The following is a 22,417-nucleotide window of genomic DNA, read 5'->3' on the forward strand; positions in this document are numbered from 1 at the left end:
CCTCTTGTCCTCCCCGGCTGAGCGCAGTCGCAACGCGATGACAAGCCGGCCTATTCCCCCGCTTCGGGCATCGGATCGCCGAGGAGGCGCGCGTAGAAGCGATTCCAGTGCCGGCTCGCCCACAGGCGGAAGCGGTCCATGTAGAGATAGATCACCGGCGTCGTGTAGAGCGTCAGCACCTGGCTGACCAACAGGCCGCCGACGATCGAAATGCCGAGCGGCTGGCGCATTTCCGAGCCGGTTCCGAACCCGAACGCCAGCGGCAGGGCGCCGAGGATGGCGGCAAACGTCGTCATCATGATCGGGCGAAAACGCAGCCGGCAGGCCTCGTAGATCGCCTCGTGCGAGGACAGCCCCCGGCGTCGTTCGGCATCGAGCGCAAAATCCACCATCATGATGGCGTTCTTCTTGACGATGCCGATGAGCAGAATGCTGCCGCTGAAGGTGATGGTGTTGAAATCGATGGTGTCGTTGAACTTGCGCGCCACCAGCAGCGCCACCAGCGCGCCGACGCCGGCCGAGGGCAGCGTCGAAATGATCGTTATCGGATGGATCAGGCTCTCGTAGAGAATGCCGAGCACGATATAGACCGCGACGATCGCCGCCAGGATCTGCCACAGCTGGCCAGAGTTCTGGGACTGGAACAGGCGCGCATTGCCGGCAAATTCGCCGTGAATCGAAATCGGCACATTCAATTGCGCCATGACGCGGTGGATGGCATCGACCGCCTCGCCCAGTGTCTTGCCGCGGGCGAGATCGAACGAGAAGGTGGTGGCGACGAACGGCCCCTGGTGGTTGATCGACAGCGGCATCAGGCCAGGACCGAACGAGGTGAAGGTCGACAGCGGCACCATCGTTTCCTGGCGGGTCGACACCGACGCGGCGGTGGACGCGCTGCCGCCGACCGAGGTCACCAGCGCGTTCATCTGCTGATTGCGCTTGGCGTCATTGGCGACATCGGCCGCCGTCAGCTGGGCGGTGGACGACACCACCGTTCCCGCCGCCACGCCCGACGATGCGGTGCCGGAAATCGCCCCGCCCGAGGTCGAGACGTAAATGTCCTTCAGCGTTTCCGGACTCTGCCAGAACGCCGGCGCCACCCCCATCACGACGTGATACTGGTTGAGGTCTTCGTAGATCGTCGACACTTGGCGCTGGCCGAAGGCGTCGTAGAGCGTGGACGTGATCTGGGTGGTGTTGATGCCGAGCCGGGCGGCGGTGGCGCGGTCGATCTGCAGCTGCACCTCGAGGCCGGCATCCTGGCGATCGGAATTGACGTCGGCAATCTCGGGCACGTTCATCAGCGCGTCGGTGATGCGCGGCACCCAGGTATCGAGATCGCCGAGGGTCTCGCCCAGCATCGAATACTGGTAGGTGGAATCGCTCTGGCGGGCGCCGGCGCGGAAATTGCCGGCGGCGCGCAGGAAGATACGGGCGCCGGCGATGCCTTTCAGCTTGGTGTTGAGGCGGTCGACGACATCGTTGGTCTTCATGCCGTGGCGCTGCGGCAGCGGCTTCAGCTGGATGAAGACATTGGCCGAGTTGACCGAGCCGCCGCGCGGCCCGCCACCACCGCCACCGGTGAAGCCGGCGACACTGTCGACCCCCGGGTCTTCGGCGATGATCTTCACGAACTGGGTGAATTTCTGCTGCATCAGCTGGAAGCTGATCGCCTGATCGGCGCGAATGGAGCCCTGGACCTGACCGGTGTCCTCGTTCGGCATGAAGCCGGTCGGCACCTGGAACCACAGGAAAATGTTGAGCCCGAAGGTGAGGAAGAAGATCACGATGATGGTGCCGGGATTGGCCAGCGCCCAGGCCAGCGAGCGGTCGTAAACCCGTTTCATCCAGTCGAAGGCGTGCTCGGATCGGCGCAGCAGCCAGCTGTCGCCGCCTTCGCCGTGCTTGAAATCAAGATGGCCGCACAGCATCGCGGTGGTGGTCAGCGAGATCACCAGCGAAATGCCGACCGAGGCCGCCAGCACCACCGCGAATTCCTGGAACATGCGCCCGATCGGCCCGCCCATCAGCAGGATCGGCAGGAACACGGCGATCAGCGACAGGCTCATCGCCACGACGGTGAAGCCGACCTCGCCGGTGCCGATCATCGCCGCCTTGAGCCGCGGCGTCCCCGCCTCGATGTGGCGGGTGACATTTTCGAGCACCACGATGGCGTCGTCGACGACAAACCCGGTCGCCACCGTCAGGGCCATCAGCGACAGCACGTCGAGGGTGAAATGGCAGACATACATCACCCCGAAAGTGCCGAGGATCGACAACGGCACCGCCACCGAGGGAATGATCGTCGCCCGCCCATTGCGCAGGAACAGGTAGACTACCACCATCACCAACAGCACCGCGATGCCCATGGTGATCTGCACATCGGTGACCGAGGCCTGAATCGACTGGGTGCGGTCGTTGACGATGTCGACCCTGACCGCGGGCGGCAGCGCGTCCTGCAGTTGCGGCAGCACCGCCTTCACGTTCTTGACGGTATCGATGATGTTGGCACCGGGCTGGCGGGTCAGGATCACCAGCACGGCCGGCTTGCCGTTGGCCATGCCGAGGTTGCGCACGTCTTCGACGCCATCGCTGACGTCGGCGACATCGGACAGGCGCACCGCGGCGCCGTTGCGATAGGCGACGATCAGACCCTGGAAATCGCGCGCCGTGCGGGCCTGATCGTTGACATAGATCTGGAACCGCCGCGCGCCATCTTCCAACGCGCCCTTGGGCGCATTGGCATTGGCTGCCGACAGCGCCGCGCGCACGGTTTCGAGGCCGACGCCGTATTTGAACAGGGCGCGCGGATTGAGATCGACGCGTACCGCCGGCAGCGACGAGCCCGACACCTGCACCTGCCCGATGCCGCCGACCTGGGAGAGCTTCTGCGACAGGATGGTGGAAGCGGAATCGTAGATCTGGCCCGGCGTCAGCGTGTCGGAGGTCAGCGCCAGGATCATCACCGGCTGATCGGCGGGATTGATCTTGCGATAGGTCGGATTGGACCTGAGCGCGGTGGGAAGATCGGCGCGGGCCGCCACGATCGCCGCCTGCACGTCGCGCGCGGCGCCATCGATGTCGCGGTTAATGTCGAATTGCAGGGTGATGCGCGAGGTGCCGACCGAACTCGACGAGGTCATCTCGTTGACGCCGGCGATGGTGCCGAGATGGCGTTCCAAGGGCGTCGCCACGGTGGAGGCCATCACCTCGGGACTGGCGCCCGGCATCGACGCCGAGACGAAGATCACCGGCATGTCGACCGAAGGCAGCGGCGCCACCGGCAGCAGGAAATAGGACACCAGGCCCGCCAGCGCGAGCCCGATGGTCAACAACGTGGTTGCCACCGGGCGCTCGATGAAGACCTTCGAGATGTTCATGCGACGTGCGGCTCCGGCGCTTTACGGCGGAAACGCTGCACCAGCGTGTCGAAATAGATGTAGATCACCGGCGTCGTGAACAGGGTCAGCATCTGGCTGACGATCAGACCGCCGACGATGGAAAGGCCGAGCGGATGGCGCAGCTCCGACCCGGTGCCCGACCCGATCATCAGCGGCAGGGCGCCGAACGCGGCCGCCACCGTCGTCATCATGATTGGGCGGAAACGCAGAAGCGCGGCCTGATAGATGGCATCGCGCGGCGACTTGCCTTCGTGGCGTTCGGCCTCGAGCGCGAAGTCGATCATCATGATGGCGTTCTTCTTGACGATACCGATGAGAAGAATGATGCCGATGATCGACACCACGTTGAGGTCGTTGCCGGTGATGATCAGCGCCAGCAGCGCGCCGATACCCGCCGACGGCAGCGTCGACAGGATCGTCACCGGGTGGATGAAGCTCTCGTACAGCACCCCGAGCACGATGTAGACCGTGACGATGGCGGCGAGGATCAGCAGGAGTTCATTGCCGAGCGTCGACTGGAAGGCCAGCGCCGAACCCTGGAAGGCGGTGTTGATGCTGGCGGGGAGCCTGGCTTGCGTCTGCGCCCGCTTGACCGCTTCCACGGCGCTGCCGAGCGAATAGCCGGGCGCGGCGTCGAACGACACGGTGGCGGCGGGGAACTGGCCGAGATGGTCGTTCTCGAGCGGCGACAGGCCCTCGCTGACCCGCGCCAGGGAAGACAGCGGCACCTGACCGCCAGCCGATGACGGCAGATAGATGTCGTTCATCGCCATGATCGACTTCTGCTCCGGCCCGCCCGACTCCAGGATGACGCGGTACTGATTGGATTGGGTGAAAATCGTGGAGATGATGCGCTGGCCGAAAGCATCGTAGAGCGCATTGTCGATGGTCGCCGCGGTGATGCCGAAGCGGGCCGCGGTATCGCGATCGACCATCACATACGCCGCCAGCCCCTTGTCGGTGAAGTTCGTGGAAACATTGGCGAGTTCGGGCTGCTTCTGCATGCTCTCCACAAGCTTCGGCACCCATTGGTTCAGGACCGAGGTGGAGGCGTCTTCGAGCACGTATTGGTATTGGGCGCGCGACACGGTGGAATCGATGGTCAGATCCTGCACCGGCTGGACGAACAGCGAGATGCCGGCGACCGCGCGCGAGGTGTCGTTGAGGCGGCCGAGGATGGCGTCAAAGCTCGACGAACGCTCGCCCTTGTCCTTCAGCGTGATCAGCATGCGCCCGGAATTGAGCGTCGTATTGGACCCGTCGACGCCGATGTAGCTGGACAGGCCGGCCACGTCCGGGTCTTTCAGGATGGCCGCCGCCAGCGCTTCCTGGCGGTTCTGCATCTCGGCGAACGACACCGTCGGTCCGGCCTCGGTGATGCCCTGAACAAGACCGGTGTCCTGGACCGGGAAGAAGCCCTTGGAAATCACCGCATAGAGGAAGACGGTGAAGAGCAGCGTGCCGACCGTGACCTGCAGCGTCAGGCGCTGATGATCGAGCACCCAGCGAAGGCCGCGGTCGTAGGCGGCAACGAGGCGGTTGTAGAGTTCCTCGGATTTGGCGGCGACGGCGCCTTGCGGCTTGGCATCGGAGCGGTGGCGGAGCAGCTTGGCGCACAGCATCGGCACCAGCGTCAGCGACACCACCGCCGAGATCAGGATGGTGATGGCGAGCGTCACCGCGAATTCGCGGAACAGCCGGCCGACCACTTCCTGCATGAAAAGGAGCGGAATGAGCACCGCGATCAGCGACACCGTCAGCGACACGATGGTGAAGCCGATTTCGCCGGCACCCTTCATCGCCGCCTCGTACGGCGTCAGGCCGTGCTCGAGATAGCGTGAGATGTTCTCGATCATCACGATGGCGTCGTCGACCACGAAACCGGCGGCGATCGTCAGCGCCATCAGCGACAGATTGTTGAGCGAATAACCGAGCAGATACATCGCCGCAAAGGTGCCGACGATCGACAGCGGCACGCTGAGCGAGGGGATGAAGGTCGCCGACAGGTTGCGCAGGAAGAGGAATATCACCAAGACCACCAGGATGACCGCGAGCGCCAGTTCGAACTGCACGTCGGCGACCGAGGCGCGGATGGTGTTGGTGCGGTCGGACACCACATCGACCTGGACCGAGCCGGGCAGCCCCGCCTCGATGTCCTTCAAGATGTTCTTGACCGAATCCGCCACCGCAATGACGTTGGCGCCCGGCTGGCGCTGGATATTGACGATGATCGCCGGGGTCCGGTTCATCCAGCTCGCCAGCTTCAAATTCTCGGCACTGTCATCGACGCTGGCGACGTCGGACAGATACACCGGCGCCCCGTTCTTGAAGGCGACGACGATCTTCTTGTAGTCGTTGGGGTCCTGAATCTGGTCGTTGGCGTTGATGGTATAGGACCGCGTCGGCCCGTCGAAGCTGCCCTTGGGCGCGTTGGTGTTGGCGTTCGAGATCGTCGTACGCAGATCGTCGATGTTAAGGCCGTAATGCGCCAGCGCCTGGATGTTGGCACGCACCCTGACGGCGGGCCGCTGGCCGCCGCCGATCGACACCAGGCCGACGCCGGACAGCTGCTGAATCTTCTGCACGACACGCGTCTCAGCGAGATTCTCGAGCTGCGGCAGCGTCATCGACTTGGAATGGATCGCCAGCGTCAGGATCGGCGCGTCGGCGGGATTGACCTTGTTGTAGATCGGCGGCGCCGGCAGCGACTGCGGCAGCATATTGCCGCCGGCGTTGATCGCCGCCTGCACTTCCTGTTCGGCGATGTCGAGCGACAGGCTGAGGTCGAACTGCAGCGTGATCACCGAGGCGCCGCCGGACGACACCGACGACATCTGCTTGAGGCCCGGCATCTGGCCGAACTGGCGTTCCAGCGGGGCCGTGACCGACGTGGTCATCACGTCGGGGCTGGCGCCGGGCAGGAACGTCACCACCTGGATAGTCGGGTAATCGACCTGGGGCAGCGCCGACAGCGGCAGGAAGCGATAGCCGAGCACGCCGACCAGCATGATCGCCAGCATCAGCAGCGAGGTTGCTACCGGGCGTTTGATAAATGGGGCGGAGGGATTCATGGAGTTTGCCCTCGCATCAGCCGGGAGGCGGGCCTCCGGCCGGACGGCCGCCACCACCACCGCCACCACCGCCGGAACGACGCATCTTCTTCATCTCGGCCTGACAGGCGGGGCTGAAATCGTCGCGATGCTCGCGCATGCACATGAAGGCGTCGCGGCCGGTTTGGCCGTCGCAATACTTCTTGAGGTCGGCGCCGCACACCACCATCAGCTGGGCCCGGCGCTTGGCGCGTTCCTCGTCGCTCACGCCGCCGGCTCCTGCTGGTGCCTTGACGTCGACGACCTTGGTGCCGTTCGCAACCGTTACCTCGCCGCCATCGCGCAAGCGGTCGGCACCGTCGGTCACCACCGTCTCGCCGGGATTGAGGCCCTGGCTGACGGCAATGCGGTCGCCCTGCTGGACGCCGAGCGTCACCGTGCGCATCGACACGGTATTGTCCGACTTGACGACGAAGACGAAGGTGCCGCTGGCACCGCGCTGCACCGCCGCCGCCGGGATCACCACCTGGTCCTGCAGCGTGTTGACCAAGAGGCGCACATTGACGAACTGGTTGGGGAACAGCTTGCCTTCTTCGTTGTCGAACATGGCGCGCAGCTTGACGGTGCCCGTTGTGGTGTCGACCTGGCTGTCGACCGCCACCAGACGCCCGGTCGCCAGCTTGACCGTCTGGGCGCGGTCATAGGCGTCGACCTGCATCGCCTCGCCGGCATTGAAGCGCTCCATGATGGCGCCGATATTGTCTTCCGGAACGGTGAACAACACCGAGATCGGCTGCAGCTGGGTCACCACCACGATCGGGGTGGTCTGGCCGGCGCTGACAAAATTGCCGACATCGACCTGACGGATGCCGGCGCGCCCCGCCACCGGCGAGGTCACCTTGGTGTAGCCGAAATTGACGTCGGCGGCTTTGACATTGGCCTGATCCGAGGTGACCGTACCTTCGTACTGCTTCACCGTCGCGATCTGGTTGTCGAGATTTTGCTGCGAGGTCGCCTTTGCCGCCATCAGCGCCTGCTGGCGCTTGAGTTCGACCCGATTGAATGAGAGGAGCGCCTGATCACGGGCGAGCTGTCCCTTGGCCTGATCGAGCGCGGCCTGGAACGTGCGCGGATCGATTTCGACCAGCACGTCGCCGGCCTGAACCATCTGGCCTTCGTGGAAGGCGAAGCGGACGACCGTTCCCGACACCTGCGGCCGGACGCTAACGGTCGCAAGCGGCGTCACCGTGCCGAGCGCATTGATGGTGACGTCGATCGGACCCTTGACCGCGCGTTCGACGCCGACCGGCTGCGGACCACCCATGCCCCGCGGCATGTCGCCTTTGAGCCGGCCGGGCAACAGCCACCACACGAACAGGCCGACCAGCACCAGCGCCAGCACCAGCCACACCGCCTTGTTGGCGTTGGGATGATTTTCGCGCCAGCGACCATAGGTTTCGCGCGCCTCGGTTCCGAAGCGGCGGCGGGGTGTCTCAAGGTTGTTAAATCGGCTCGGCTGGTCGTTCATGGGCTTACCCTCATCGGGTCTAACGCGCGAGTTTCGGAACCCGGTCGGAATAGCAAAGCGCATTTGCCGAGGTTTGTCCGATTTGTCGCCAATAGAAAGGGCGCGCAAGATAAATCCGCGCGCCCCATCAACTGAACGAAAGTAGAACTGGCTTACTGGGCCGGAGCCGGGGCCGGTTCATTGCCCTTGGGCGCCTTCGCCCGGGCCAGACCTGCCATGGCGCTGTAAGCCTCGGCAAAGCCCTTGGTCGAGAACGAAAGGCCGTAATGCTTGCCGTCGATCATCACGATCTCGACCTTGCTGGTGGTCGCCTTGCCGAGGGCATTGACCTGGTCCGGCGTCAGGGTGATCTGAGCGTAGCAGCCCGCCTGATCGCAGCGCAGGAACTTCAGCGCGCCCGACTTATACGTATCGGTCGAGACCACAACGCCGTTCTGGATCAGCGATCCGAGCGGCACCGAGACGCGCATCAGCGTCACGTTCTCGTTCGGCGCGTAAGCGAGCAGCACGGCGAGAATGCGCTGGCGGGTCTTGGTCGAGACCTGCATTTCGAGCATTTCGCAGGGCGTGGCGGAATGGACCGGATAGCACTGCACGGTCCAATCGCCGATACCCTTCTGGTCGGTCGGCTGGACCGGACGCTGCTGCTGCGGGGGCGCCTGCTGCTCATCCTGCGCCAGGGCCGGAGTGGCCAGCAACGCAGCGGCAAAGGCCAGGGAAATACCGAGAGATTTCATATCCACAGTCTCCACCAAAGAGCAGAACGCTTCGCTTCGAAATTCTTGTAAGCCCTGCGCGCATCGGCAAAGCCCTTGGTAGAGAACGGCAGCGGGACCGCCTGGTCGTTGTCGCCGGCGACGATAAGGGAGGTATCGCTGGCATCGGCGACCGACTGCTCAAGGCCGTCGGTTACCGGAATGACCGCGGCGCAACCGGCCTGCAAACAGGCGCGATAGGCATAGGTCTTGGTGTCGCCGCCGATCTTGAGGCCAAGACCGGGCTGCAGGCCGACGCCGAGCGGAACGCTGGCGATCAGGACCTTGCTCTCTTTCTTGTCCTTGTCGATCTCGGTGACGAACGACAGGGTCGCGATGGTCTGACCGGTCTGCTGATCGGTCACCACGCTTTCCATACGGCAGTGCTGGTCCTTTTCCTTGCGGGCCGGGCAGATCACGCGCCAGTCCTGATAGGCCTGGACGGTAAACACGTCGGCCGGTCCGGCGATAACGCCGCGGCCAACCCAACCCAGAAGGATACCAACTAGGGCAACTCCACCCCAGAGCGCCGCCTTCTTGGCACCGGGTGGTAACCCGTCAACGAAACTCGTGCGCGTTGGCGGAGGAGATATTTCGCTCATTTGGGTTCGCTTTGTTACGGTGGATCGAATGACGGGATTGGCTGGCCAATTCCGAGGGCCTCGCCTATCCCATATCTTGCCGCAATCTCAACGAAAATCTTCGCAAGGTTGGTTATTGATGAATCCGCGTTTGACCCCACAAGCCATCAAAGAACGCTGATGCGTCAGAGACTTATCGCGTAACCACCAGGCCGCGCAGGGGGGCGCGCATTGCGACCAGCGAGCGCAGCGCCGCCTCCAGAACCGGTTGTGCGGCATTTGCCGGCACGCCCAGCAGCACCGCATCGCAGTGACGCGCCAGGTGCGGCCAGAGCGCCGGATCGGCCGCCGCGGGCGCATTGATCAGGACCAGATCGAGCCCCGACCGCAAGCCCGCCAGGACGCCGTCGGCCTGCGGCCAGGCCGCCGCAAACCCCGACAGGCAATAAAGATTGGTGCGCCGGTCCTTGAGCACGGCGGTCGCAAACGGGGTGCCGTTCACCATCGCCGCCAAGCCGGTATTGGGCGACGCCGGCGCCAGACGGCCGCGCTCGCCATCGATCACCAGGGTGCGCAAGCCGTTTACGGTCGCCACCCGCCCCAGCGCCAAAGCCGTCGCCGACTGGGCCGGATCGGCGGTCACCGAGGTCAGCGCAACGATCAGCGCCGAACCGCTGCGCTGGCTCATCAGCGCGGAAACGATGGCGAACAGGCCGCGACCGTACGGCGACCGGGGGTTGTCGAGCACCCAGTCGGCGAGGCGCAAATCGGGCGAGGTGGCAAGCTCCGCCAGCACCGGCGGCAGATCGAGCGGCGGCGGGCGGCTGTACGCAAACGCCGGAACTGCGCCGGGCGGCGCCATCGGCCGTTCGCCGATGCGGACGGGTTGCGGTGCCGGGCCGGCGAAGCGTTCGAGCAGCAAAGCGATCAGAATGCCGAGCAGGAGGCCGCCGGGAATGGACGCGCCGATGAACAGGGTGCGGTGCGGCGACGACGGCGCCGTCGGCACCGGGGCGGCGGAAATGACCCGCGCTTCCGGAATCTGGATGTCGTCCTGGTCCTGCACGGCGCGAAGCCGGGTGACGAAGGATTCATATGTCGCGCGGGTGGAGGCAAGATTGCCCTCCAGCGCCTTCAGCTTGACCCGCGCCATGTTGTCCTGCCGCGCCTCATGCTCTACGCGGGCAAGGCTCGCCTGGATCGATCCGACATGGGCGCGCGCGACTTCAAGATCGCTTTCAAGCGAACCGGCGATGCCCTGGACTTCGCGCGCGATCTTGGCGGCGAGGTCGCGTTTTTCGTTGCGGATCGCCACCATCTTGGGATGGTTCGGCCCGTAACGGGTGGCGAGGTCGGATTCCTGGCGCACCAGTTCGGCTTCCTGAGTGCGCAAATCGCCGATCATTTTGGAGGTCACCACCGGCGTGATGTCGGCGGCATTGCCGGTCCGCGCCAAGGCCGCCACCCGATCGTAAGCCGCTTTCTTCTCGGCGAGGTCGGACTGGGCGGCGATCAACTGGGCGTTGATGGCGATCAACTGCTCATCGACCAGCGAGCGGCCGTCGGCGGATTCGACGAGATCGTTTTCGGCCTTGTAGAGCTGGACCGCGGCTTCCTGCTGCTGCATCTGCTGCGACAGCTGGCGCATACGCTCGCCAAGCCAGGTCGCGGCCTGACGCGACGCCTGCACTTTGGTGGCGATCTGATCGTCGGTGTAGCTCTTGGCCAGCGCGTTGACGATGCGCGCCGCCTTCTGCGGGTCTTTGGCGGTGAAGCTGACTTCGATCGACGTCGACAGGCCGAGCTGGGCGACATCGAGATGCTTGAGGAAGGCATCCACCACGCCGTCGCGCGGGTCGCCTGCGCCTGTCGAGCGGTGCAGGTAATGCAGCGGGTTGAGATCGATGCCGCCGCCGAGACTGGGATTGAACTCGGGGTCGGCGTCGAGATGGAGGCGTTCGATCACCTTCAGTGCCAGATCGCGCGACGACAATACCTGGATCTGGTTCTGCACGCTGGAGGGATCGGTGGGCAGTGCCGACAACACGCTGGAGGTATCGGCGACCGCATTCTTGCGCTGGTCCAGCATCAGCTTGGCGCTGGTCGAATACAGCGTCGGCAGGCTGAACATCAGCGCCGCGGTGATCGCCACGGTCAAAAGCGTCACGGTACGAATGAGCGCGTGGCGCTCGCCGATCACGCGCAGCAAGTCGGCCGGCCCGAAGGTCGATTCGGGCGGCGCGGGAACTTCGGGACGCGGTTCGTTCGTGGCCATTTTTCCGCCAGCCTGCCCCTTCGGTTTACCCGCAATCGGATGAGGAACGGTTAACGGGTCCTGAGCGCCCGCCCCACCGGACGATCGAATTGCGCGATCGCTTCGAGGTCGGCCGCTTCCGGCAGCGCCTCGCCGCTTAAGTCCCTCAACACCTTGGGATCGTCCCACGGGATGTCGCGATAGACCTGCGGCGGGGTTTCGGATGTGAGAAGCTGGGGGAAGAGCGCAATCCGTTTCAAATCGGTTACTGCCGGGCGCGCCGGCACCTCCAGCAGAGCAGCGGCCAAGTCGCCATCGAGCGGCAGGTGGCAAATCTGGGTGGCGCGCGGATTGACTTCTATGAGATGCGGCACGCCATCGCCGTCGCGCACGAAATCGAGCCCATGCAGGCCGCTGAGGCGGAAGCGGGCGGCGATCTTGGCGGCGGCTTCATCCATCCGCGGATCGTCAACCCGCGCCATCACCTTGGCCGGACCGGTGTCGCCCTGCCACGCCACAACATCCATGTGCTGGGCTGCGAACACTTTGCCGTCCTTGGCCGCAAACACGCTGGTCGCGGGCTTTCCCGCCACCAGGGCCTGGACATTCACCGTCGCCTTGAGCGGACGGAAGGCGGCGTCGAGAAAATGCAGATCGTGGCGCTTCACCGCGCGCACGAGACTGCGTAGCCGCGACGGCGGGCCTTGTAGCTTGATGAACGCGCGTTCGGCTTCGGCGGTGGAACAGACGAATTTCACCCCGGCGCCGCCCCACGACGAATCCGTCTTCATTACGCAAGGAAGCCCAACCTCGTGCAGCGCCTCAGGTAGCGCCGCCCGGCTATCGACGGCCAGCGTCAACGGTGCCGCCAAACCCTCTTCTCGGGCCGCCGCGATGGAAGGCGCGCGGGCGAGCAACCGGCGATAGGACTCGCGTGGCCCCAGGGCGCGTTCGAACAGCGACGCGAATTCGGTCAGCTCGGTCAGCAGCGCGATGGCGCGGTCGTCGCAGCAGACGAGAAAATCCGGTTCTGACGCGTGAAGCGCCCTGGCAAGCGAGGCTTCGGCGGCGAGCGCACGGTAGCGATAGCCGCGGTCGACATAGCGGCTGACGCCAAGGGCATGGCCACGCGGGAACACCGCTTCCACCTCAGCGCCAAGGCTCGCGAAGGCTCCTGCCATCCGCGCCGCGGACGAATAGGCGACCGTCGTGACCAGGAGAACTTTCTGCTTCATGGCGGCGAGCATAACGGCGGGGCGGTCAATGGGGAGTGAACGCGGGAGTTAACGCTTCACAGCGCGATTCCACAACGGCCCCAGCCAGCCGATCGCGGTATCGGCAACGCGCCGGTACCCTTTGTCGCCAAGGAAAATCTGCAGAAACACAATTGCCGCAACGCTGGGGCGGTAACAGCCACGTACGATCGCATTGAGCCACAGACGGAACGCCGCCCCTGGCCGGTCGGTCGCGACATATTTCGCATAGGCCCAGCCGAGACAGCCGTAATAGGCCTTTTCGGGAATGCGATTGCGCAAGGATTCGATCCAAGCCTTCATCGACTCGCAGCGCCGGCCGATGGAAAGCCGGCCCGGATCATAGAAATCGCGCCAATAAAGCGACGGCGTCTCCGCCATCACGAAACGGGTGCCGGCGAGCGCGGCGCGGATGAGAAAATCGGTATCTTCCGCCGCCGGCAGGTTCTCGTCGAAGCGGATCGACCGCGCCAGCCCCGTCGGCACCACGATCACCGAGGTGGCGATGAAGCCGCGGTCACAGAGCAGATACGTCGCCATGTCCTCGTCGGGCCGCACGGCGCGATGCGGTTTGAAGATCGTCCGTCCTTCGCCGCGATCGACGATGAAGCGGGCATAAGCGCCGGTGTTGCGGGTGCCTTCCAAAAGCGCGTGCATCGCGGCGAGATGATGCGGCAGGAACTGGTCGTCGGAATCGAGGAAGGCGATGAAGACGCCCCTGCAGGCATCAATGCCGGTATTGCGCGCCTTGCCGCCGCCGCCGTTGGCTTGGCGAAGGAACACGATCCGGGGATCGGCGAACGCTTTCACCACCGCTTCGGGATCGTCGCTGGAGCCGTCGTCGACCACCACGATCTCGAAATCCTGCTCGGTCTGGTCGAGCACCGACTGAATTGCATCGCCGATAAGATGGGCGCGGTTGTAGACGGGGATCACGACGGAGAAGAACGGGTTCATGCACGGCTCCGCATGGTGCCGAGCATCGCCAATATCAGCAGGTAGGCGATCCAGGCGACGCCGAAGCCTTCGAGGTAATCGGTCTCCATCAGATTGTGCAGCACCAGGAACACGAACACCGCGAACAGCACCGATTTCTCAGGCGTCGCGTCGCGGCGCCAGAACGCGGTCATCGGCTGGACGATCAGCGCCAGCAGCGCCAGCACGAAGCCGATGCCGCCGATCGTCACCAAAAGCTGCAGGAAACCGTTGTGGCCGTTGGCGGCATCGCTCGACACCCAGCCGCCGACATAGCGGGCGAGCGGCGACACCCCACCGGTATCGGCAAAGGTGCCGAAGCCGGCGCCGAACAAGGGATGGTCGCGGATGTAGGCGATTTCGGCGTTCCAGATCTGGGTGCGGCCGGTGAATTGCTGCGGGTCGGCCAGCAGCCGCGCCACCAGCGCTTGATCGGCGAAGAAAAACACAATGCCGGCGATCACAACGAGCCCGGTCGCCACCAACGCGATGGTGCGGTCGATCTCGCGCCGCCAGGCAATGCGGTAGACCGCGCCCGCCGCGATCGCCACTACCAGCAGCCCGAGCGAGGATTTGGAGTGGGTCATCACCGTGAAGAACAGCGCCAGTGCCGCAACGGCGAAATCGGAAAGCTTGGGCCAGAGCTTGGTGCGCGGCGTGAACAGGAACACCAGCACGGTCACGGCCCCGACCGCGCCGGCGATGTTCTTGTGCACGTAAAGACCGCGCCAATTGCCAACCAGCGCCGGATCGGCCTCACCGGGCAGATGGACGGCGTTGGCGACAAATTTGACCGAAACGATGTTGATGACCAGCACCGCCAGCAGCACCCAGCGCCACAGCCGCATCGCCTCTTCGGCGCCGAGAGTTTCGACACTCAGCATCGCCGACGTCACCAGGACGATGGCGAGACCGGCGCGGCGGATGGTGACGGTCGGCTCCGGCGACCACAGCGCACTCAACACACACCATGTCAGTAACCCTAACAAAATAAGGGGAAAGGCCGAAAGCACTTTGGCCCCGCGACGGCAGAGCGCTACCACCACGATGGCCGCGAATGCCGCGAGATAGGCCAGCTGCCGCAGCGCATCGCCGGCCCCGGTGGAAATCGTGCCGCCGAGATTGACCGCGACCGGATCGGGCGCCTTGAACGGCGCCACGCCGATGAAGGCAATCAGCAGGAAGGCGAGGAACACAGCCTCGTCGATCCAGCGGCGGGGCGCATCAGTCGACATGGCGCACCGCATAGGGCTCGGTATGCACACCCATCAACGCCGCAAGCTTGCCGGCATTGCGGAAGAAGCGGCGCCAGGCATCGGCCGCGCGCGGCGGCGACAGCATCAGCGCCACACCCGCCAGCGGCGTCGTCACCAGCGCGGCGGCGATCTTGGCGTATTCGCGCCAGCAAGCCGCGGGCGCCGGCTTGTATTTGAGGAACACGCGCATCTCGGAATTGCCGATGCCGTAAGCGCGGCTGAGGCGCCAGGTCAGCGAGCGGCGGATTTCGGGCACCTTGGTGTGGGCAACCGCGTCATCAGCCCAGGCGAAACGGCCGCCGGAGGCCTTCACGCGGGTGAAAAACTCATGGTCCTCGCCACCGCTCAAGGCAAACGCCGGATCGAACCACGGCCGGGCGAACTTTTCGAGGCAGGCCCGCGCGATGAGAAGGTTGCCCGCCCCTTCCAGCATGGCAACCGGACCGGTCGGGCGGCGCATATCGGAGACGCCGTCGAACGGCCCCGCCTCGCCGCCTTCGAACAGGATCGAGCCTTCCACAATATCGGCGCCGGTCTGGCGCTGGACGCGGACGAGTTCTTGCAGCCAGCCGGGCGCCGGCCATTCGTCGTCGTCGATCATGGCGACATAAGACGCGTCGGGATAGGACAGCGCGCGCTCCACCAGTACGTTGCGCACCTGGGCCAGCCCGCGCTCCTCGGCGATCACCGGATCGAGCGGCCAGCGGTAATGGGTGGCGAGCGAGCGGCAGAGATCGTAGCCGCCATGGCCGTCGCCATCATTGTCGGCAACGATGACGATCAGCGATTCTTCGGTATCAAGCTTTTCCAGGGCGGCGAGCAGCTTCGCCAGCGCGACCGGGCGCTTGAAGGTCGGAATGGCGACGACGATCTCAGCCAATCTGCCGCCTCCATCGGTTGGTGAGGGGCAGCAGCATCGCCACCATCACGACCTCGCCCGCCAAGACGCCGCCGAGCGACCACACCGGGCCGACGGTGACGAGCAGGATCAAAGTCAGCACCAAGGCCGCCACGCTGGAGACGCCGCTGATCCAGGCGAGCTTGGAATAGCCTCCATTTGCCATCACCAGCACCGCTTCGGGCGTGCGCACGACTCTGAGGGCCGTGATCACGGTCCACAAGGCGAGCACGACCAACACGTCGTTCACCTGGTAGTGTTTGAGCAGAAGGTGCGGAAACCAGACCACGAGGACGAGCGCCAACAAAACGGTTCCCGCCAAGACTGCACCCCCCGCCGTTCGAAATTCGTTAACCACGGCAACGGCGCCCTTCCAGTCGCCGCTCGCGATCTTGCGGGCCATCACCGGCTGGTCGATGTCGGGCAGCGCCCCCAGAACCAGGCTCGCCGGGCGCATGAACAGGGCGCCCAGCGCCAGCAGGCCGAAAGCGCCGGGGCCGGAAATGAAGGTGACAAGGTAGGCGTGGCAGTTGGACGCCAGTTCGGTCAGCACCACCCCGAGCAGCGACCAGCGGGTGACGTCGCGCCACATCGGCCGGTAGGCGGCAAGCCGGGGCGCCGCAAACGCCGCGCGCAGCCGGGCGGCATAAGCCCGACCGAACAGCGGCAGGGCAATCAGGCTGGCGACGACCAGCGCAATCGCGGCGTTGGCGAGGGTGAACCGGCCGGTGGCGGCGAGCCCTGTGAGCGCCGCAATCAAAACCAGGGAATAGGCGATATCCGACATCGCGACGCGCTCGATCGCGCCCATCACATTGGCGAAGCTGCGGGCAAATGAGCGGGCGGTGAAGACGGCAGCATAAAGCCCGAACACCAGCGCCGAGAGAAGCGTGGCGCCGGTGGCGGCCATCATCGCGGCGACCACGCCGAACGCCAGCGTCGAAACCACCAGTGATATGTTGACGAGGATCTTGAGGTCAGCTTCGGCGGCGAGCGGGTCCTTGCCGCGGGTCATGGCGGCGGGCGCACCGAGCATCGCACCGGTCGCCGACAGGCAGAACGGCACCACGATCATTAAAAAAGAGAAATGTCCGAAATCGGCCGGCGGCAGCAGCCGCAGGAACAACAGTGAGGCGACGAAATGAGCTCCCGACACCGCCACCGGGCCAAGCGAGGTCAGGCCATAGCGATAGGCCGAGCGCCAGACCGCTGCCGTCCAGCCTTCCACACCCGCGCGTTGTCCCAATGCTGACATAAGAACATCAGCTTGCAGGTTTCGCGCCGGTCCTCAGAAGAAGCATCGCGATCGCGACGGGGTTGGTAATGAGATAGCGCCAGAACAGCCGGCGCGGTTCGCGCCACAGCCGGAACAGCCATTCCAGGCCGTTTTTCTGCATCCATGCGGGAGCGCGCTGGTAATCGCCGGCAGCGAAATTGAAGCAGCCGCCGCAGGTCACCACCCATCCCACTTTGAGACGGGCCTTGTTGCGCAGGCAGAATTCGTACTCGAACGGCACACCGAGGCCGACCCACAACACGTCGGCGCCCGAGGCATTGATCGCGGCGACGACCGCCTCTTCTTCATCGCGCGAGAAATAGCCGTTGCGCCGGCCGACCACGGTCACGCCCGCCGTTTCCACCTTGGCGGCAGCGCGTGCGTTGATGGTCTCGGTGGCGCCGAGCAGGAAAAAGGTCAGCCCGCTGGCGGCGGCGGCGGCGGCGGCATCGAACAGGAAATCGGTGGTGGCGCTACGTTCCGGCACCGGCGTGCGCGACAACAGCTTGGAGGCGGCAACCACGGGCTCGCCGTCGGCATGGATCAGATCGGCCTTGCTGAAGGTGTCGCGGAAGCGGCGGTCAAGCGCGGCCATGGCGATGGCGTGGCCGTTGGAGGCGAACACCAGGCGCGGCGAGCGGCGTCCGCCACGGGCGGCCAGGCAGTCGCCGACCATCAGGCCGCCGAGCTGGTGGCGGGAAACGCAGGCGGTTTCGAGGCCACCGACCGTCACCCGGTCATAAAGGCGCGGGCCGGAGCGGCGTTCGCGAACAGGGGCAGCATCGGCACGCATCAAACGGCATTCCTCGGGCTGATGATGGCGAACGGGGTCTTGATGAGGATCTTGAGATCGAGCGCGAAGCTGGCGTGCTTGACGTACCAGACGTCGTGATCGATGCGTGCTTCCATCACCGCGACAGTCGGCGTCGGTCCGCGATGGCCTTTGATCTGGGCCCAGCCGGTCATGCCCGGCTTGACTGCGAAGCGATGGCCGTACTCGGCAATGTGCTCGCCGTAATAGGCATCGTGGGCCTTGGCGTGCGGGCGCGGGCCAACCAGCGACATCTCGCCGTTGGCGACGTTGAACAGCTGCGGCAGTTCGTCGAGGGAATACTTGCGCAGGAAGCGGCCGATGCGCGTAGTGCGGGAATCGCCGGCGACGGCCTGCCTCACCTCGGCGCCGTCTTCCATCACATGCATGGTGCGGAATTTCAGGATCTCGAAGCTTTTGCCGCAGGCGCCGGTGCGCTGCTGGCGGAACAACACCGGTCCGTTGGAATCGATGGTGATGAGGAACGCGATGACGAGGAACAGCGGCGACAGCAAAAGCAGCGCCGGCACCGCAATTGCGATGTCCAACAGCCGTTTGGCGAAGCTCGCCGACCAGTCGTCGTTGGTGTTGACCGGGGTGAACAGATTGACACTGCCGGCCGGCAGTAAATCGACGGGCGAGGGCAGTGCCGCAATCGCTTCGCCGATCGAATCGGCGTTGCCAACGACGATGGAGTGCTGGTGCGTGCTCAAGAACAGGACCGGACGATGGCTTCGATCATCCCGGTTGCATGAGTGGGGCCAGTTTTACGGGTCCACTCCGTCCCATTTCGCGACGTAGGTGTACACGATTGCGGTGTAGGCGCCGCTGCGCTAGGAAGCGCGCTGTCCCGCGTCGATACAGTAGATGGTTAAAACCAAAACAATTCGTCGCGGGGAATCATTACGGTTGCCAGACCCAAGACTACTCAACCTGCGCTGAGGCCTTGAGAATTGCAGAGTACGGACCGTTCGCTGAACAAACGAACATTTTCCGCTATACTTGCGCCACAATGGCTGATTAACCAGCGGTCGCAATTACGGATGCTTTCTGTGGGGGTTGTTCTACAACTCCGGACTGCGCGTGGGGACGCGCACCAAAAACACGGGGCATTTGCAAGTGGTAGGGGTGCTTCAACCGATGGACAGAAGGCACACTAATGACAAAGACCACGGAGAACGGCTCTCCGCACCCGCTTGATATTGCCCTTGGATCACGCATTCGCCTGCGTCGCCGCGAACTGGGATATTCCCAGGAGCAGCTCGCACGCGAAGTCGGCATCACCTTTCAGCAAGTTCAGAAATACGAGCACGGCACGAACCGCGTGAGCTTCTCGCGTCTCGTCGAAATCGCCCAGGCGCTGCATTGCGGCATCAGCGATATCGTCGGCGATCTCGACAAGCCCGGCGAGTCGACAGCGTTCTCGCGCCACCTGGCCAGCCTCAACGAGCCGGGCGCGACCGAACTGCTCGATGCGTATGCGTCGATCCAGGCACCCAAGCACCGCCGCGCCATCCTCAACCTTGCCAAGCAACTGGCTGAGGGCAAGGCCGACGAGCTGTACGGAATCGGCGAGGAAACGGTCGCTTGAACCGCTGCGACGACGTGGAAACCGGACTCGGCATGATCGCCGGTTTCCCGTCGCGCGCCGGCTTCAGCCGCTGTTTCTCAGCCCCGCAGAGATGCCGTTGATCGACATGTGAATGGCACGGCTCGTGCCCTCACTGTCATCACCGGCCCTGCGGCGGCGCATCAAATCAACCTGCAAGTGGTTGAGCGCGTCGATGTACGGCAATCTGAGCCGGATCGACGACAGCAGCTTCGGACTGCGCTCGAGCAGGATGCGCTGCTCCGTCAGGCCGAGAATTGCTTCCACCGTAGCGTGCCACTCCTTCTCGATGCTCGCGAAAATAGCTCGCGCCAGCGCCTTGTCTTCCACCAGCTCGGAGTAGCGCCGCGCGATCGGCAGCGACGACTTCGCCAGCACCATCTCCATGTTCGACACGGTGGTGCGGAAGAACGGCGAGGTGCGGTAGAGCGGCCGCAAATGCTCCATGCCCATTTCGCGCACGGCAGTGCCGAAACCGTACCAGCCGGGCAGCATGACGCGCGCCTGGCTCCACGAGAACACCCACGGAATGGCGCGAAGATCCTCGATCCGCACCGACGACGTGCGCGAGGCCGGCCGCGAACCGATCTTGAGGTCGGAGATTTCCGGCAGCGGCGTCGATTGGCGGAAATAATCGACGAACCCCGGCGTGCCATAGACCAGCGACTGGTAGGTCCGAAGCGAAGTCTCGCTCATGGTCGACAGCATGATCGCCGCTTCGCCGTCGGCGGCATCGGTGTCGTGGTTCAATTCCGACAGCAGCGCCGCGACCAGGATGGTCTCGAGATTGCGGCGGCCGAGTTCGGGATCGCCGTACTTGGAGGAAACGACCTCGCCCTGCTCGGTGATGCGGATGCCCGGCGCCGAGGCATTGCACGGCAGCGCCTGGATGGCGTCGAACGAGGAGCCACCGCCGCGGCCCACGGCACCACCGCGGCCATGGAAGAAGCGCATCTTGATGCCGCGCGCGGCGGCGAGATAGGTCAGGCGCGCGATCGAGGTGCGGATTTCCCAGTTGGAGGTGAGATAGCCACCGTCCTTGTTGGAATCGGAATAGCCGATCATCACTTCCTGGATGGCGCCCTGCCCGTCGAGCAGCGCCCGCACGAACGGCATGTCGAGCCAGGTGCGCATGATCTCGTCGGAGGCGCGCAAGTCGGGAATGGTTTCGAACAGCGGCACGATGCGCAAGGCCCCGCGCGGGCTCTCGCCGGGCTCGAACAGGCCGGTTTCCCTCATCACCAATGCGGTCTCGAAGAAATCCGAGACGCTTTCGGTGTGCGAAATGACGTAGTTCGAGATGGCGTCCTTGCCGAAGCGCTTGAGGATTTCGGCCGCCTTGTCGCCGATGCCGAGTTCGCTCTGGGTCAGCGCCGAATAGTCGCGGTACGGCGAGCGCAGCAGCCGTGGGCTCGACAGCTCCTTGAGCAGCAGCGCGACGCGCTCCTTTTCGGCGAGGGCGCTGTAGTCCTCGACCACGCCGGCGCTTTTCAAGAGCTCGGCCACGACATGCTCGTGCACCGCCGAATTCTGGCGCAAATCCATGGTCGCCAGATGGAAGCCGAACGTCGTCACCGCCTCGCGCAGCGAGAACAGGCGGCCGTCAGCGAGATCGCCGTCGCCGTTTTCCTGCAGCGAATGGACCACCACCGCGAGATCGGCAGCGAAATCCTCGGGGCAATCATACGGCGCCGCGTCCCAGCGCGGGGCCAGCGCCGGGCCCTGGCCGACCAGGACCTTGCGGGTGGCCGCCAGCCGCGCGTAACAGGTGATGAGGGCGCGCCGGTAGGGCTCGTCCATCTGCTGATGCGAGACGTGATCGGGGGTCGCCGCCAGCGCCTTCAAGGCGGTGCTGGTGGAGACGAACTCGTCCGACAGCGACAGCTCGCTGCCGAGCGTATTCACTTCGCTGAGATAATGGTCGAGCACCACTTCGCACTGGCGGTGCAGCGCGTATTCGAGCGTCTGAGCGGTGACGAAGGGATTGCCGTCGCGGTCGCCGCCGACCCACGAGCCCGGCTTGATATAGGGCACTACCTCGCCGCCGAGGCCGTAAAGCTCGCCGACGCGGCGCTTGAGCAGCGGAATCTGCGGCACGAAGGTGCGCGCGAACACCGCGATGGCGTTCTCGATCTCGTCGGTGACATGGATGCGCACCGGCCGGAACATGCGGGTCTGCCACAAGGTGCGGATTTCGCGCTTGAGCTGGGCCTCAATCTCGGAATCTTCGCCTTCGTGATGATTGGCGTCGTCGAGCTGATTCAGCAGGTGGGCGATGTCGGTTTCGCGGTCGAGGATCGACTTGCGCCGCACTTCGGTCGGATGGGCGGTGATCACCGGCGACAACAGCGCCTGGGCCAGGAAGGCGCGCACCTTGCTGGCGTTGATCCACATCTGGTGCTCGAGCTTCTGCAGAGGCCCGGGGCCTTTTTCCGCCCGCACCCAATGGTCGTCGGCGATGTTGGCGAGCTGGGAGAAGATCGAGAAGGCGCGGATCAAAAGCGCCACCTCGCGCGGATCGAGCTGCGACAGACGCTTCTCGATCGTCACCTCGCCGGCCCCGGAGCGGTACTCGCCGACCGATTGCTGGCGGATCTGCTCGACCAGATCGAGATCGTGCTGGCCGCGCTTCAGCTCGGCTTCACCCTGGCCGTATTGCTCCTTGATGACGGTGCCAAGGATGCGGCCGAGGCGGCGGATGGTTTCGTGGCTGTCGAGTTGCAGGCTGGGTGACATTTGGACTTGGTGCTCGTGGCGGTGAAACTTGGAA

At 64.7% G+C, this 22,417-nt stretch carries 15 protein-coding genes; 1 reads left to right on the forward strand and 14 read right to left on the reverse strand.

Going from position 1 to position 22,417, the window contains the following annotated elements:
- Nucleotides 1-50: 50 nt before the first annotated feature.
- From AC1P6P_RS19330 to AC1P6P_RS19390, 13 genes are all read right to left on the reverse strand, one after another.
- The gene (locus AC1P6P_RS19330) at nt 51-3,380 is read right to left on the reverse strand and encodes an efflux RND transporter permease subunit (RefSeq protein ID WP_481404079.1); all 3,330 of its coding nucleotides are present in this window, start codon (nt 3,378-3,380) and stop codon (nt 51-53) included.
- Nucleotides 3,377-6,472: an MdtB/MuxB family multidrug efflux RND transporter permease subunit gene (locus tag AC1P6P_RS19335; RefSeq protein ID WP_481404080.1), complete on the reverse strand. Its 3,096-nt coding sequence runs from the start codon at nt 6,470-6,472 to the stop codon at nt 3,377-3,379. Before AC1P6P_RS19335 ends, AC1P6P_RS19330 begins: the two co-directional genes overlap by 4 nt.
- Before the next feature lie 16 nt (nt 6,473-6,488).
- A complete protein-coding gene (locus AC1P6P_RS19340; protein ID WP_481404081.1) occupies nt 6,489-7,979 on the reverse strand; it encodes an MdtA/MuxA family multidrug efflux RND transporter periplasmic adaptor subunit in 1,491 nt (496 codons plus the stop codon).
- Nucleotides 7,980-8,131: 152 nt separating this feature from the next.
- On the reverse strand, nt 8,132-8,716 hold the full coding sequence (locus AC1P6P_RS19345) for an invasion associated locus B family protein (protein WP_481404082.1): 585 nt from the start codon (nt 8,714-8,716) through the stop codon (nt 8,132-8,134).
- Nucleotides 8,713-9,186 carry an invasion associated locus B family protein gene (locus AC1P6P_RS19350; protein WP_481404083.1) on the reverse strand — a complete coding sequence of 158 codons (474 nt, stop codon included), beginning with the start codon at nt 9,184-9,186 and terminating at the stop codon, nt 8,713-8,715. Before AC1P6P_RS19350 ends, AC1P6P_RS19345 begins: the two co-directional genes overlap by 4 nt.
- A 322-nt stretch (nt 9,187-9,508) precedes the next feature.
- Nucleotides 9,509-11,590 (reverse strand): GumC family protein, encoded by a 2,082-nt coding sequence (locus AC1P6P_RS19355; RefSeq protein ID WP_481404084.1) that lies wholly within the window; start codon nt 11,588-11,590, stop codon nt 9,509-9,511.
- A gap of 50 nt (nt 11,591-11,640) precedes the next feature.
- The gene (locus tag AC1P6P_RS19360) at nt 11,641-12,804 is read right to left on the reverse strand and encodes an ATP-grasp domain-containing protein (protein WP_481404085.1); all 1,164 of its coding nucleotides are present in this window, start codon (nt 12,802-12,804) and stop codon (nt 11,641-11,643) included.
- 48 nt (nt 12,805-12,852) lie between these two features.
- Nucleotides 12,853-13,779 (reverse strand): glycosyltransferase family 2 protein, encoded by a 927-nt coding sequence (locus AC1P6P_RS19365; protein WP_481404086.1) that lies wholly within the window; start codon nt 13,777-13,779, stop codon nt 12,853-12,855.
- Nucleotides 13,776-15,032, reverse strand: a complete 1,257-nt coding sequence (locus AC1P6P_RS19370; protein ID WP_481404087.1) for an O-antigen ligase family protein — start codon at nt 15,030-15,032, stop codon at nt 13,776-13,778. Before AC1P6P_RS19370 ends, AC1P6P_RS19365 begins: the two co-directional genes overlap by 4 nt.
- Nucleotides 15,022-15,933 carry a glycosyltransferase family 2 protein gene (locus tag AC1P6P_RS19375; protein WP_481404088.1) on the reverse strand — a complete coding sequence of 304 codons (912 nt, stop codon included), beginning with the start codon at nt 15,931-15,933 and terminating at the stop codon, nt 15,022-15,024. Before AC1P6P_RS19375 ends, AC1P6P_RS19370 begins: the two co-directional genes overlap by 11 nt.
- Nucleotides 15,926-17,206, reverse strand: coding sequence for a hypothetical protein (locus tag AC1P6P_RS19380; protein WP_481404089.1), 1,281 nt, complete (start codon nt 17,204-17,206; stop codon nt 15,926-15,928). The genes AC1P6P_RS19375 and AC1P6P_RS19380 overlap by 8 nt, the downstream gene beginning before the upstream one ends.
- A gap of 7 nt (nt 17,207-17,213) precedes the next feature.
- Nucleotides 17,214-18,020: a WecB/TagA/CpsF family glycosyltransferase gene (locus AC1P6P_RS19385; protein ID WP_481404090.1), complete on the reverse strand. Its 807-nt coding sequence runs from the start codon at nt 18,018-18,020 to the stop codon at nt 17,214-17,216.
- On the reverse strand, nt 18,020-18,751 hold the full coding sequence (locus AC1P6P_RS19390) for an exopolysaccharide biosynthesis polyprenyl glycosylphosphotransferase (protein WP_481404091.1): 732 nt from the start codon (nt 18,749-18,751) through the stop codon (nt 18,020-18,022). The genes AC1P6P_RS19385 and AC1P6P_RS19390 overlap by 1 nt, the downstream gene beginning before the upstream one ends.
- Before the next feature lie 446 nt (nt 18,752-19,197).
- Between AC1P6P_RS19390 and AC1P6P_RS19395 the strand changes: the two genes are divergently transcribed.
- A complete protein-coding gene (locus tag AC1P6P_RS19395) occupies nt 19,198-19,629 on the forward strand; it encodes a helix-turn-helix domain-containing protein (protein WP_481404092.1) in 432 nt (143 codons plus the stop codon).
- Between the two features lie 63 nt (nt 19,630-19,692).
- Here the strand turns inward: AC1P6P_RS19395 and ppc are convergent, their stop codons facing one another.
- Complete coding sequence (gene ppc / locus AC1P6P_RS19400) at nt 19,693-22,383, reverse strand: phosphoenolpyruvate carboxylase (RefSeq protein ID WP_481404093.1); 2,691 nt, start codon at nt 22,381-22,383, stop codon at nt 19,693-19,695.
- Nucleotides 22,384-22,417: the final 34 nt, after the last annotated feature.

Source organism: Rhizomicrobium sp., assembly GCF_056722145.1.